The 13,152-nt window shown below is 66.7% G+C and carries 11 protein-coding genes and 2 pseudogenes; 4 read left to right on the top strand and 9 right to left on the bottom strand.

Annotated elements, in window-relative coordinates; translation table 11 throughout:
* A pseudogene (locus H165_RS19630) lies at positions 1-134 on the top strand (IS5/IS1182 family transposase); the annotation flags it as partial.
* A gap of 213 nt (positions 135-347) precedes the next feature.
* On the opposite strand, the gene H165_RS19300 reads toward H165_RS19630, so the two are convergent.
* The gene (locus H165_RS19300) at positions 348-959 is read right to left on the bottom strand and encodes a hypothetical protein (protein ID WP_211206293.1); all 612 of its coding nucleotides are present in this window, start codon (positions 957-959) and stop codon (positions 348-350) included.
* Between the two features lie 323 nt (positions 960-1,282).
* Positions 1,283-1,657 (bottom strand): annotated as a pseudogene (locus H165_RS0115740) (oxidoreductase); the annotation flags it as partial.
* 527 nt (positions 1,658-2,184) lie between these two features.
* Here H165_RS0115740 and H165_RS0115735 point away from each other — a divergent pair.
* Positions 2,185-2,520 (top strand): hypothetical protein, encoded by a 336-nt coding sequence (locus H165_RS0115735; RefSeq protein ID WP_155943624.1) that lies wholly within the window; start codon positions 2,185-2,187, stop codon positions 2,518-2,520.
* Positions 2,521-2,774: 254 nt separating this feature from the next.
* On the opposite strand, the gene H165_RS0115730 is transcribed toward H165_RS0115735, so the two are convergent.
* The 7 genes from H165_RS0115730 to H165_RS0115700 form a co-directional block, all read right to left on the bottom strand.
* A complete protein-coding gene (locus H165_RS0115730; protein ID WP_017939903.1) occupies positions 2,775-3,200 on the bottom strand; it encodes a hypothetical protein in 426 nt (141 codons plus the stop codon).
* Between the two features lie 85 nt (positions 3,201-3,285).
* A complete protein-coding gene (locus H165_RS0115725) occupies positions 3,286-3,507 on the bottom strand; it encodes a DUF3820 family protein (RefSeq protein ID WP_017939902.1) in 222 nt (73 codons plus the stop codon).
* A gap of 36 nt (positions 3,508-3,543) precedes the next feature.
* Complete coding sequence (locus H165_RS0115720; protein WP_017939901.1) at positions 3,544-5,418, bottom strand: MFS transporter; 1,875 nt, start codon at positions 5,416-5,418, stop codon at positions 3,544-3,546.
* Positions 5,419-5,508: 90 nt separating this feature from the next.
* Positions 5,509-5,838 carry an AzlD domain-containing protein gene (locus H165_RS0115715; RefSeq protein WP_017939900.1) on the bottom strand — a complete coding sequence of 110 codons (330 nt, stop codon included), beginning with the start codon at positions 5,836-5,838 and terminating at the stop codon, positions 5,509-5,511.
* Entirely contained in the window at positions 5,838-6,551 is a 714-nt protein-coding gene (locus tag H165_RS0115710; protein ID WP_017939899.1) for an AzlC family ABC transporter permease, read from the bottom strand. Before H165_RS0115710 ends, H165_RS0115715 begins: the two co-directional genes overlap by 1 nt.
* Positions 6,552-6,633: 82 nt before the next feature.
* On the bottom strand, positions 6,634-7,470 hold the full coding sequence (locus H165_RS0115705) for an AraC family transcriptional regulator (protein WP_017939898.1): 837 nt from the start codon (positions 7,468-7,470) through the stop codon (positions 6,634-6,636).
* A 3-nt stretch (positions 7,471-7,473) separates the two neighbouring features.
* A complete protein-coding gene (locus tag H165_RS0115700) occupies positions 7,474-8,049 on the bottom strand; it encodes a GNAT family N-acetyltransferase (protein WP_017939897.1) in 576 nt (191 codons plus the stop codon).
* Positions 8,050-8,255: 206 nt separating this feature from the next.
* On the opposite strand from H165_RS0115700, the gene H165_RS0115695 reads away from it, so the two are divergent.
* Positions 8,256-11,738: a hybrid sensor histidine kinase/response regulator gene (locus tag H165_RS0115695; protein ID WP_017939896.1), complete on the top strand. Its 3,483-nt coding sequence runs from the start codon at positions 8,256-8,258 to the stop codon at positions 11,736-11,738.
* 91 nt (positions 11,739-11,829) lie between these two features.
* Positions 11,830-13,080 carry an MgtC/SapB family protein gene (locus H165_RS0115690; RefSeq protein ID WP_017939895.1) on the top strand — a complete coding sequence of 417 codons (1,251 nt, stop codon included), beginning with the start codon at positions 11,830-11,832 and terminating at the stop codon, positions 13,078-13,080.
* The last annotated feature ends 72 nt before the right edge of the window (positions 13,081-13,152 follow it).

Below are 13,152 nucleotides of genomic sequence, written 5' to 3'. Positions count from 1 at the left end.
AGTTTGGTTACACCAAGGTGCGCTTCCGTGGCCTGGCCAAGAACACCGCACAACTGATTACGCTGTTTGCGCTGTCGAATCTGTGGATGGCGCGGCGGCATTTACTCGCGAACACAGGGGAGGTGCGCCTGTAACACGGCGAATAGCCGCTACGGGGTACGCGTAGCGGCTAAAAACCCTACATAAGACGACGATCTGAGCGCTTTTTGATCGATGGATCGCTTCAAAAAACAGCGAGGTCTGTAGTCGGCCAGAAATACGTGGCTACTTCAGACCATCCCCAACACGCGCAGCTTTGTAGTGAAGGCGAAGCCGCAATGAAAAAGCTGTCGCTGTGCTTGGTCTTGTTAGCCATTTTCATTGGTGGTATAGCCTCGCCACTCAATGGTTTGCTCAACTAATTCCAACAATCTGAAATTCAAGACTGATTTATAAAGTTTCAAAGGGTTGTCATCTGAATCTGTATCGACTAGACACATTTGTTCTTCTGGCACCTCAGGTTGCGAACCATAATTCTCTGCTAAAAGGCGTACTTTATCGATAATGACTAGCCACTGCATGGCATGTTTCGGCGACAGCGATACAGCCAAAGGCAAAGCGTGACGAAAATCTTCTAGTCGAGAGTCAGCCGCTTGCAATGCAAACTTCAATGGAAGGAACTTAACCTTTTCATTCTTTAAAAGCGTTTTATGCTCACAGAGCCATCTCTCGCTCAAAACAGATTTATCCACATGAGAAATTGGTGTTTCATGACCGAACACTCTACCCCTCGAATATGCGTCCAATATCGAAGCCAACAAAGAATCAAGAACGACCCTGGTGTCTCTTTCTGCCGTTGCTCTTGGCATGAAATCTATAAACAGATAGAAAACGTATGCCGCAACAATACTGAGGCATAGTTCAGAAACAATACGTTTAAACGATTCGTTTGTGAGCAAATAGCCTACGTTTGTGTCCACCAGAAAACTTGGAAGACCAAAGTTGGCCTCGATTACGCACAATATTGTGGACGCACATAGCGTCAATATGAGCAGATTCCTTTCTTTTCTATCGTTCAGTATTCGCATTCTCTACCAAAGGCACCGAAGCTTCCTGTATGGATAACAGTGATTAGATGGGATTCTTGTATAACGGACTTCCGTATAAATTCCAAACGCTCTCTAATTCCCGTAGGGCTCACGCATTGATGGCGCGACGCTACTATTTCTATACGCCCGCTGTCCACCCACAAAAAAGCCCGACCTGAATCCCTTCAGGTCGGGCTTTTTGCCGCACCTACGCCTTACAGCGTCGGGTAGTCGATATACCCCTCGGGGCTCAAGCCGTAGAAGGTCTCGAACTTCGGCTCATTCAACGGCGCATCCAACTCCAGCCGCTTCACCAGATCCGGGTTGGCGATGAAGGGAATGCCGAAGGCCACCGCATCGCACTTGCCAGCGGCCAGCCATTCGTTGGCCTGTTCCTTCGTGAAGCGTTCGTTGGCGATCAGCGCGCCGCCGAACTGCTGCCTCAGTTGCGGGGCCAGGCTGTCGTCGCCCTGGTATTCGCGGGTGAAGATGAAGGCGATCTTGCGCTTGCCCAGTTCGCGGGCCACGTAGCCGAAGGTTTGTGCCGGGTTTTCATCGCCCATGTCGTGGCTGTCGCCGCGCGGGGTAAGCGCTCCATAAACCCCGTCCTGGCGGACGGGGTTTATGGAGCGCTTACAGCGCTTTTGGTTACTTTTGCCGCGACTGGCAAAAGTAACCCGCCCGTCAGGGCGGAACCTGTGAGCCCACCAGCAGCGCAGCCGCCCAGAAAACCAACCGCAATCCCCTGCCCTACGGAAACCCGCCTGAGCCACCAGGCGACCTCAACCGTCCCTTCAGAAGGGCGGGCGCAGCGAGCAACCCGAAGCACAGCGAAGAGCCGGATGACAGGGGAAAAGCGCTTTTGGTTGCTTTTGCCGCGACTGGCAAAAGCAATCCGCCCGTCAGGGCGGAACCTGTGAGCCCACCAGCAGCGCAGCCGCCCAGAAAATCAACCGCAATCCCCAGCCCTACGGAAACCCGCCTGCCCCCTCAGGCAGCACCATTCAAAGAGGCCAAACCTGCTCCCCATCACCGGCATAACAGCCAAAGACTCCCCCAACTCCGCCCATTAATGTTCTCCCGCCTGCCAATCACCACCAACAACAAGGACGACTCCATGCGCGTGCCCCGACTACTCGCCTTGCTCTCCCTGGTGCTGCTGACCGGCTGTGTCGGCAGCCCCCTGCACAACGCCACCCACCCGGACCGGCAGTTCTACGAGAAGGACGGTCACCATATAGTCGTGCTGAAACAGCCCGACCACTGGGCGGCCTGGTATGACGGCAAGAAGCTGTTCTACTTCGTGCCCAACCTGAATGAACTCAAACCCATCCAGGTCGAAGCCATCGAGCACGTCTCGGGCTGCAAGGTCATGGACGCCAGACACTTCGCGAACGGCCAGCCCGCCTATCTGATGGCCCATGTGATATGCCCTGACGGCACCACGCTCTGACCTTTCCCGTCAGCTACCCAAACTATCAGGCAGCGCCAAGCCCCCTTCAGGAGGACGCGCGGAATCGTTGTGGAAGGGGAGCGAGCGGCAGGAGTGCCGCGAGAGCCACGAAGGGCCGGATGACTGGGGGCAAAGCGCTTTTGGTTGCTTTTGTCGCGCCTGGCAAAAGCAACCCGCCCGCCAGCAGCGCAGAAGTTGCAAGAGTCGGCCCCAGCTACGCAGCAACTCAACCGAAAGCGGCCAACGAGCCCCGGTCAGGGCTGGTCAACGCGAATCGCAAAACCGCCCCTGTTCTCGCTGACGATCCGCAACTGGCGGCTCTCCCCCGCCGCCACCGGCACCGCCAGCTCGCGCCAGAGCAGCCCCTTGCCGCACAGGGTCGGGTCGTCGCGGTCGGCGGCGATGCCGATCACCCGCTCGCCGGGCGGGACCTGGAAGGTGGCCACCTCGCCGACGCCGATCCGCGCCGCCACCTGGCGGTCCACCAGCACCGCTACGTAGCAGCCGCCGCCGAGGAAGCCGAAGTCGCGGTTGACCACCAGTTGCCCGGCCTCGGCCAGCGGCTTCTGATAGGCCAGCAGGCGCTCGACGGGTACCGACCTCACCTGGTCGGGGTCGGCGCGGTAGGACGAACAGCCGGCCAGCATCGCCGGCACAAGCAGCGCGAAAATCGCTCGCATGGGGCCCTCCTTGGGCGGGTGGTCGGCCTTGAGTATTGGCGGGGCCAGCGCCGCGCTCAAGCCAGGCGCCGGCAGAGGTGGCGGCTCAGCGCGCCGGACGGCGGCGCAGCGGCTCCAGCAGTCCCCGCAGGCCGTTGTGGTCGATCTCGTGCATCAGCGCCAGCAGCCGGCCCAGTTCGCCCCTGGGGAATCCCTCGCGGGCGAACCAGGCCAGGTAGTGGCCGGGCAGGTCGGCGAGCAGCCGGTCCTTGTACTTGCCGAACGGCATGGTGCGGGTGACGAGCAGCAGCAGGTCTTCGGGGTTCACGGTGGCGCTTCCGGCAGGTAAAGGCGCCATCCTGCGCTAGCGGCGCGCGCCGCGCAATTCCGCCACCTGCGCCTGCAGCAGCTGCGGGCTGGCCAGCTCCGGGGCCAGGGGCGCGCCGGCCACCAGGGTGATGCGCGACCAGAAGCGCTTGAAGAAGCCCTTGGCCGGGTGGCGGCTGAAGAAGCTGCCCCACAGGCCCTGCAGGGCCATGGGGATCACCGGCACCGGGTTCTCGGCGAGGATGCGCGCCACGCCGCCCTTGAACTCGTCGATCTCGCCGTCGCGGGTCAGCTTGCCCTCGGGGAAGATGCACACCACCTCGCCGTTGCGCAGGTACTCGGCGATCTTCTTGAAGGCCGCGTCGTAGACCAGCAGGTCCTCGCTGCGCCCGGCGATGGGCACGGCGCCGGCGGTGCGGAACACGAAGTTGAGCACCGGCAGGTCGTAGATCCGGTAGTACATAACGAAGCGCACCGGCCGGCGCACCGCGCCGCCGATCAGCAGGGCATCGACGAAGGACACGTGGTTGCACACCAGCAGCGCCGGGCCCTCCTCCGGAATGCTCTCCAGACCGCGGTGCTCGACCCGGTACATGGAATGGCCGAGCAGCCAGACCAGGAAGCGCATGCTGAACTCGGGGACGATCTTGAAGATATAGCTGTTCACCGCGACGTTCATCAGCGACACCACCAGGAACAGCTCGGGGATGCTCAGCCCCGCGACGCCGAGCAGGAGGATCGCCACCAGCGCGGAGATCACCATGAACAGCGCGTTGAGGATGTTGTTGGCGGCGATCACCCGGGCGCGCTGATCCGCCTCGGTGCGCGACTGGATCAGCGCGTACAGCGGCACTATGTAGAAGCCGCCGAACACGCCGATGCCGAGGATGGCGCCGAGCACCCACCAGGCCTGGCCCAGGCTGAGCAGCGCCAGCCAGTCATGGGGCTCGGCGCCAGCCGGGAAGCCGCCGGAGTGCCACCAGAGCAGCAGGCCGAAGCCGGTCAGGCCGATGGAGCCGAAGGGCACCAGGCCGATCTCCACCTTGTGCCCGGAGAGCCGCTCGCAGAGCATCGAGCCGAGGGCGATGCCCACCGAGAACACGGTGAGGATCAGGGTCACCACCGACTCGTCGCCGTGCAGGTGGTCCTTGGCGTAGGCCGGGATCTGGGTCAGGTAGATGGCGCCCAGAAACCAGAACCAGGAGTTGCCGAGCAGCGAGCGGGACACCGCCGGGCGCTGGCCGAGGCCCAAGCGCAGGGTCGCCCAGGTCTGGCGCAGCACGTTCCAGTCCAGCCGCAGCTCCGGCAGGGCCGCGCCGACATGGGGAATCTGCCGGCTGGTCAGGTAGCCGGCGCAAGCCACCAGCACCACCGCGCCGCCCACCAGGGGCGCGTAGGCGTCGCTGGAGAGCATCAGCCCGGCGCCGATGGTCCCGGCGAGGATGGCCAGGAAGGTGCCCATCTCCACCAGGGCATTGCCGCCGATCAGCTCGTCCTCGCGCAGCGCGGCGGGAAGGATGGAGTACTTCACCGGGCCGAACAGCGCCGAGTGGGTGCCCATGCCGAACAGGGCGAGGAACATCAGCGGCAGGCTGGCGAACAGGAAGCCGGCGGCGCCGACCAGCATGATGAGGATCTCGGCCAGCTTGATGGCGCGGATCAGCGCATGTTTGGGGAACTTCTCGCCGAGCTGGCCGCCGAGGGCGGAGAACAGGAAGAACGGCAGGATGAACAAGAGGGCGCAGAGGTTGACCAGCAGGCTGCGGTCGGCGGCGAGGCTCAGCTTGTAGAGGATGGCGAGGATCAGCGCCTGCTTGAAGACGTTGTCGTTGAACGCCCCGAGCAGCTGGGTGAGGAAGAACGGCAGGAAGCGTCGGGTGCCCAGCAGGGCGAACTGTGAATGTTGGTTCATGTCCCTTGTACCTGTGTGGGGCCGATCTGGCCGTCCGCTATTGGACTGCAGCAGCCGGCCTCCAGGCCACAGCCCGGCTCGCAATACCCGTCACAGCGGCAGCTGACCGAGCGCCCAGCGCAGCAGGAAGAAGCTCAGCAGACCGCCGAGGATGGTGGCCAACAGGTGGCGGGTCAGCGCGGCGATCAGGATGGTCGCCAGGCCGGCCAGCAGGTAGGCGTTATCCGCGGACAGGGCCAGATGCTCGCCGTCGGGCAGCAGCATGCCGGGCACCACGATGGCGGTGAGCACCGCGGTGGGCACGTAGTGCAGGCCCTGGCGCACCAGCGGCGGGAAGCGCAGCTCCGGCCAGGCGAACAGGCTGTAGCGGATGGCGAAGGTGATCGCCGCCATGCCGAGGATCAGCAGCCAGATGTGCATCAGGCGCCCTCCTCTTCCAGCTTCCAGGCCAAGTGGCGCTCCAGGACGATGCCCACGGCGATGCCGGCCAGCGCGGCGACCATCAGCCCGAGCTTGTAGGGCAGGCCATGGCAGAGCAGCGCCGCCACGCCGGCCACCAGGGCCGCGGCGACTTGCGGGCGGTTCCTGAGCATGGGCACCACGATGCCGATGAAGGTGGCCAGCATGGCGAAGTCCAGGCCCCAGGCGGCCAGGTTGGGCACTGCCTGGCCGAACAGCACGCCGACCAGGGTGCACAGCTGCCAGTTGAGGTACATGGTCAGTGCCGCGCCGCAGAAGTACCAGTGCTTGTGAGGCGAGGCATCGCGCTCGGCGTAGCGGTGCTGGACCACGGCGAAAGCCTCGTCGGTCAGCCAGAACGCCAGGGGCACCCGCCAGCGCTTCGGCAGGTGGCGCACGAAGGGCTGCAGGGTGGCGCTGTAAAGGGCATGGCGCAGGTTGACCACCAGGGTGGTGAGCAGCACCACCGCCGCGCCGGCGCCGCCACCGATCAGGCTGACGCCGATGAACTGCGCGGAGCCGGCGAACACCAGCAGCGACATGCCCAGCGCCTGGCCCAGGCTCAGGCCGTAGCTGGCCGCCAGGCTGCCGAAGATGATGCCGAAGGGAATCGCCCCGACGATCAGCGGCAGGATGTCGCGGGCGCCTTGCAGGAATTCGTGTCTACGGGTCATGCAACCTCCTTGAAGGCTGGGAGGCTACTGCCGGGGCTCAGGGAAGTCTTGAACGATCTTGCGCTGTTGCGGCGGGCCGCCCCTAGCGCACGCAAGCCCGGCGGTATTCCCCCGGCGCCACCCCGTAGGCCTGCTTGAACTGCCGGGCCAGGTGGCTCTGGTCGGCGAAGCCGAGGCGGCTGGCCACCTCCACCGGCAGGCAGCCGGCCCTGAGCAGGGCGCGTGCCTGTTCCAGGCGGCGCTGCTTGACCCAGGCGTGGGGCGGCAGGCCGGTGGCGGCGCGGAACACCCGGGCGAAGTGGAAGGGCGAGAGGTTTACCGCGGCGGCCAGTTCCTCCAGCGACGGCGGCGTCTCCAGGCGGCTGGCCAGCAGCTCGCGGGCGCGAGTCACCGCACGGGGTTCCTGGCCGGGGCGGCGCGGCTCGGGCAGATCGGCGTGGCGGCACAGCAGCTCGAGCATCACCTCGCGCCACAGCGTCTGGCGCTGCAGGGCGCTGGCCCGCGGATCCTCCAGCAGGCGGTGCAGGCGACCGAGGGCGGCCACCAGGTCGGGATCGGCGTACACGCTGCCGCGGAACATCGGCAGGCCGCGCAACGGCAGTTCCAGCTCGCCGAGCAGCGCCTCCACCAGGGCGGTCTCCGGGTAGAACACCCGGTAGCGCCAGCCCTGCTCGCTGCCCTTGGAGCCGGTGTGCACCTCGTCGGGGTTGAGCAGCGCGAAGCTGCCGGCCGGCACCAGGTGCTCGGCGCCGCGGTAGCGGTAGCGCTCCACCCCGGCCTCCACCAGGGCGATCACGTAGCTGTCGTGAACATGGGGCGCGAAGCGATGCTCGATGTAGCGCGCCGAGAGCAGCTCCAGGCCACCCAGGTCGGCGGGGGCGTGGAAGCGGGCATACTCGCGGACATCGCCGGCAGGCACGGATCAGGCACTCGCGCCGAAGCGCGCCTCCAGCGCGGCCTTGACCTGCGGCCAGTCGCGGTCGGTGATGCTGTACAGCACGGTGTCGTCGAGGCGCCCGTCGGCCAGCCGCCGGTGGTTGCGCAGCACGCCCTCGCGCTGTGCGCCGAGGCGCTCGATGGCACGCTGCGAGCGCAGGTTGCTGAGCGCGGTCTTCAGCTGCACGCGGACCATCCCCCAGTGCTCGAAGGCGTGGCGCAGCATCAGGTACTTGATGCTGGCGTTCAGCCCGGTGCCGTGCTGGGCGCGGTCCAGCCAGGTGGAGCCGATCTCCGCGGCGGGCAGCGTGGTAAGGAAGTCGAAGTAGCGGGTGGTACCGACCACCTGCTCACCGAGGCGGATGGTGAACGGCAGGGCACGGCCCTCGCGCTGTTCGCCCAGGGCCTGGCGGTACCAGTCCGGACGCAGCGGACCGCTCATGTAGACGAGCTCGGCGCGGTTGGCCTCGGCCAGACCGACCAGTTCGGGAATGTCCGTTTCGAGCATGGGCTCCAGGCGCAGCGCGCCACGCTGCAGCGCGACCGGATGCGGCTTGAACATGAAGTACGTCCTCGATGACACGGCGGCTGGCGGATCCAGCCATTTGACGCCGGCGGTGGCGGCGTCGTTCCACGGCCGGGCAGCGCCGCTTCCCGGCAGGGAATGCGCCACCTGCGACCTTGGTCCGACTGACGCGATTGTACTTTGGTGCGACACTGAAAGGTGCCCCCGTTCGGGGCTTTCGCGGTTTCCTTGTGGAGTTCGACATGTCGTTGTCCGGTGGGCTGATCGCCACGGTCGCCTTCTGCTACATGGCCATCCTCTTCGCCATCGCCTTCTACGGCGACCGCCGCCGCGCGCCCCTGCCGGCGTCGGTGCGCGCGGGCGTGTACAGCCTGTCCCTGGCGGTGTACTGCACCAGTTGGACCTTCTTCGGCGCGGTGGGTCAGGCCGCCGGCGAGCTGTGGTCATTCCTGCCCATCTACCTGGGGCCGGTGATCCTGCTGCTGTGCATGCCCTGGGTGCTGCAGAAGATGGTGATGATCAGCAAGCAGGAGAACATCACCTCGATCGCCGACTTCATCGCCGCCCGCTACGGCAAGTCGCAGACCCTGGCGGTGGTGGTCACCCTGATCTGCCTGGTCGGCGTACTGCCCTACATCGCCCTGCAGCTGAAGGGCATCGTCCTCGGCGTCAACATCCTCACCGGCGCCGGCGCCGAATCCGCCGGCACCCGCGCCCAGGACACCGCGCTGATCGTCTCGCTGATCCTGGCGCTGTTCACCATCCTGTTCGGCACCCGCAACCTGGACGTCACCGAGCACCACCGCGGCATGGTGCTGGCCATCGCCTTCGAATCGCTGGTCAAGCTGCTGGCCTTCCTGGCGGTGGGCGCCTACGTCACCTTCGGGCTGTTCGGCGGCTTCGCCGACCTCTTCGAGCAGGCACGCAGCACGCCGGCGCTGGCGGACTTCTGGCAGGAGACGGTGAACTGGCCGGCGATGCTGGTGCACACCGGCCTGGCGATGATGGCGATCATCTGCCTGCCGCGGCAGTTCCACGTCACCGTGGTGGAGAACATCGAGCCGCGCGACCTACGCCTGGCCCGCTGGGTGTTCCCCGCCTACCTGGCGCTCGCCCTGCTGTTCGTGGTGCCCATCGCCCTGGCCGGACAGATGCTGCTGCCCGGCGGGGTGATGCCGGACTCCTTCGTGATCAGCCTGCCGCTCTCCGAGGCGCATCCCACCCTGGCCCTGCTGGCCTTCATCGGCGGCGCCTCGGCGGCCACCGGCATGGTGATCGTCGAGTCGGTGGCGCTGTCCACCATGATCTCCAACGACATGCTGCTGCCCTGGCTGCTGCGCCGCAAGAGCGCCGAACGCCCCTTCGAGCTGTTCCGCCACTGGATGCTCACCGCGCGGCGGGTGAGCATCGTGCTGATCCTGCTCTGCGCCTACGTCTGCTACCGCCTGCTCGGCGACACCGCCAGCCTGGCGACCATCGGGCAGATCTCCTTCGCCGCGGTGGCCCAGTTGGCCCCGGCGATGTTCGGCGCCCTGATGTGGAAGCAGGCCAACCGCCGCGGGGTGTTCGCCGGGCTGACCGCCGGCTCCCTGGTGTGGTTCTACACCCTGGTGACGCCGATCCTGGCCCGCGGCCTGGGCTGGCCGCTGGACCACTTCCCGTTCCTCGAGACCCTCCTCTACCACCCCATAGGCCTCGAGGTGGAGCCGCTGGTGCGCGGCATCGTGCTGTCGCTGAGCTGCAACTTCCTGCTGTTCCTCTGGGTCTCCTACTTCTCCCGCACCCGGGTCTCCGAGCACTGGCAGGCCGGGCGCTTCATCAGCCAGGACCTCGGCCACAAGCCGAGCGGCCGCAGCCTGCTGGCGGTCCAGGTGGACGACCTGCTGGTGCTGGCCAGCCGCTTCGTCGGCGAGGAGCGCGCGCGGCAGAGCTTCACCCGCTTCGCCTATCGCCTGGGGCTGAGCTTCAACCCCAGCCAGCCGGCCAACAGCGAATGGATCGCCCACACCGAACGCCTGCTCGCCGGGGTGCTCGGCGCCTCCTCGGCCCGCGCGGTGGTGAAGGCGGCCATCGAGGGCCGCGAGATGCAGGTCGAGGACGTGGTGCGCATCGTCGACGAGGCCTCCGAGGTGCTGCAGTTCAACCGCGCGCTGCTGCAGGGGGCCATCGAGAACATCACCCAGGGCATCAGCGTGGTCGACCAGAACCTCCGCCTGGTGGCCTGGAACCGCCGTTACCTGGAGCTGTTCGAGTACCCGGAGGGGCTGATCAGCATCGGCCGGCCGATCGCCGACATCATCCGCTACAACGCCCAGCGCGGCCTGTGCGGCCCGGGCGACGTGGAACAGCACGTGGAGAAACGCCTGTACTGGATGCGCCAGGGCACCGCGCACACCTCCGAGCGGATGTTCCCCAACGGCCGGGTCATCGAGCTGATCGGCAACCCCATGCCCGGCGGCGGCTTCGTGATGAGTTTCACCGACATCACCGCGTTCCGCGAAGCCGAGCATGCCCTCAAGGAAGCCAACGAGGGCCTCGAGCAGCGCGTCGAGGAGCGCACCCGCGAGCTCTCCGAGCTGAACCAGCAGCTCAGCCAAGCCAAGGCCGTGGCCGAGGCCGCCAACGCCTCCAAAACCCGCTTCCTCGCCGCGGTCAGCCACGACCTGATGCAACCGCTGAACGCCGCCCGGCTGTTCTCCGCGGCCCTCGCCCACCAATCCGAGTCGCTGCCGCCGGAGGCCCGTGAACTGGTCCAGCACCTGGACAGCTCGCTGCGCTCGGCCGAAGACCTGATCAGCGACCTACTGGACATCTCGCGCCTGGAGAGCGGGCGGATCACTCCGGAACGCACCGCCTTCCCGCTCAACGAGCTGTTCGACGCCATCGGCGCCGAGTTCCGCGCCATCGCCCAGGAACGCGGCGCGCGCTTCCGCCTGCGCGGCAGCCGCCTGCGGGTGGACAGCGACATCAAGCTGCTGCGGCGCATCCTGCAGAACTTCCTGACCAACGCCTTCCGCTACGCCCAGGGCGACGTACTGCTCGGCGTGCGAAGGGTGCCCGGCGGCCTGCGCCTGGAGGTCTGGGACCGCGGCCCGGGGATCCCCGAGGACAAGCGCAAGGAGATATTCGAGGAGTTCAAGCGCCTGGACAGCCACCAGACCCGTGCCGAGAAGGGCCTGGGCCTCGGCCTGGCGATCGCCGACGGCCTCTGCCGGGTGCTCGGCCACCCGCTGGAGGTGCGCTCCTGGCCGGGCAAGGGCAGCGTGTTCAGCGTCCAGGTGCCGCTGGCCCGGACCCCGACGCAGGCTCCCAAGCCGATCAATGGCCTCAAGGAGGTTAACGGCTCGCCGCTGAGCGGCACCCAGGTGCTGTGCATCGACAACGAGGACAGCATCCTCACCGGCATGCACAGCCTGCTGTCGCGCTGGGGCTGCCAGGTGTGGACGGCGCGCAACCGCCTGGAGTGCGAGCACCTGCTGGCCGAGGACGTACGCCCGCAGGTGGCCCTGGTGGACTACCACCTGGACGAGGGCGAGACCGGCACCGAGCTGATGGCCTGGCTACGCGCGCGCCTCGGCGAGCCTCTGCCCGGCGTGGTGATCAGCGCCGATGGACGCCCCGAGCTGATCGCCCAGGTGCACTCCGCCGGCCTCGACTACCTGGCCAAGCCGGTCAAGCCGGCCGCCCTGCGCGCCCTGCTCAGCCGTCACCTGCCCCTGCGCTGAGCCGGGAGACGCCGCCCCTCGCCAAGGGACTTGCGGCGCGCGGCGCGAGTCGGGATGCTTGCGCCCTGCCTCATTCGCCAAGGACGCCGCCATGCACGCCGAAGACCTGCTGCTCGACTTCGCCACTGCCCTGGCCGCCGGCCTGCTGATCGGCGCCGAGCGTGGCTGGCGCGAGCGCGACAGCGCCGAGCGGCTGGTCGCCGGGATCCGCTCCTTCGGCCTCACCGCCCTGCTCGGCGCCCTCGCTACCCTGCTCGCCAGCCTCCATGGCATCGTCGTCTGGGCGGCAATCTTCGCCGGCCTGGCCCTGCTGGTGGTGGCTTCCTACCTCAGCGAGCTGCGCCGCGAAGGCGACCCGGGAATCACTAGCGAGCTGGCCCTGCTGACCACCTTCCTGCTCGGCAGCCTGGCGATCGGCGAGCACACCAGCCTGGCCGCCGCCGGCGCCGTGGTAGTGGCCCTGCTGCTTAGTCTCAAGGAATTCCTGCATCGCAGCCTGGCCCGCCTGAGCGGTGCGGAGATCTCCGGCGCGCTCAAGCTGCTGTTCATCTCGGTGGTGCTGCTGCCGGCCCTGCCGAATCAGGGCTACGGCCCCTGGCAGGTGTTCAACCCCTACGTCACCTGGTGGATGGTGGTGCTGATCGCCGGGCTGGGCTTCGCCGCCTACATGGCCATCCGCCTGGTCGGCACCCACCATGGTCTGCTGATCACCGCGCTGCTCGGCGGTATCGTCTCCTCCACGGCGATGACCCTGACCCTCGCCCGCCTGCGCGAGCAGCACGGCCTGCAGCCGCTGCTGGCGGCCGGCCTGCTGGCCACCTCGGCGCTGATGTTCCCCCGCGTGCTGCTCGAGGTGGGGGTGGTCAACCCGGCGCTGCTCGGCGCCCTGGCCTGGCCACTGGGCACCGCCACCCTGGTCTACGCCGCCGGCGCCCTGCTCCACTGGCGGCGCGCCCGTGCCGCGCCGGCGCCAGACGCCGAGGCGCCGCTGAAGAACCCCTTCGAGCTGGGCCCGGCACTGCGCTTCGCCCTGCTGCTCACCCTGATCCTCTTCCTGGTCGAGGCGGCCCGCCGCCATCTGGGCGACGCCGGCGTCTACCTGGTGGCACTGCTCTCCGGACTCAGCGACGTGGACGCCATCACCCTGTCCCTGGCGCGCGGCGCCCAGGGCGAGCTGGCCGCGCCGGTGGCCACCCTGGGGATATTCCTCGCGGTGCTCAGCAACAGTCTGGTGAAGGCGCTGCTGATCGCCCTGGTCGGCGGCCGCGGCCTGCTGCTGCGCACCCTGCCCTTCATCGCCGGCGGACTGCTGGCGGGACTCACGGTGATGGTATTACGCTAGCATCCGTTGCATGGAAGGCGGTGTTGGCATCAGGGATGCAACCATCGCCACATCGTCGCGGTATCTGCACGG

It is taken from the genome of Pseudomonas thermotolerans DSM 14292, from assembly GCF_000364625.1.
GTDB classification, from domain to species: Bacteria; Pseudomonadota; Gammaproteobacteria; order Pseudomonadales; family Pseudomonadaceae; genus Aquipseudomonas; species Aquipseudomonas thermotolerans.
The sequence above is the reverse complement of the archived record's forward strand: the minus strand, read 5'-3'. Positions and strand labels throughout refer to the sequence as shown.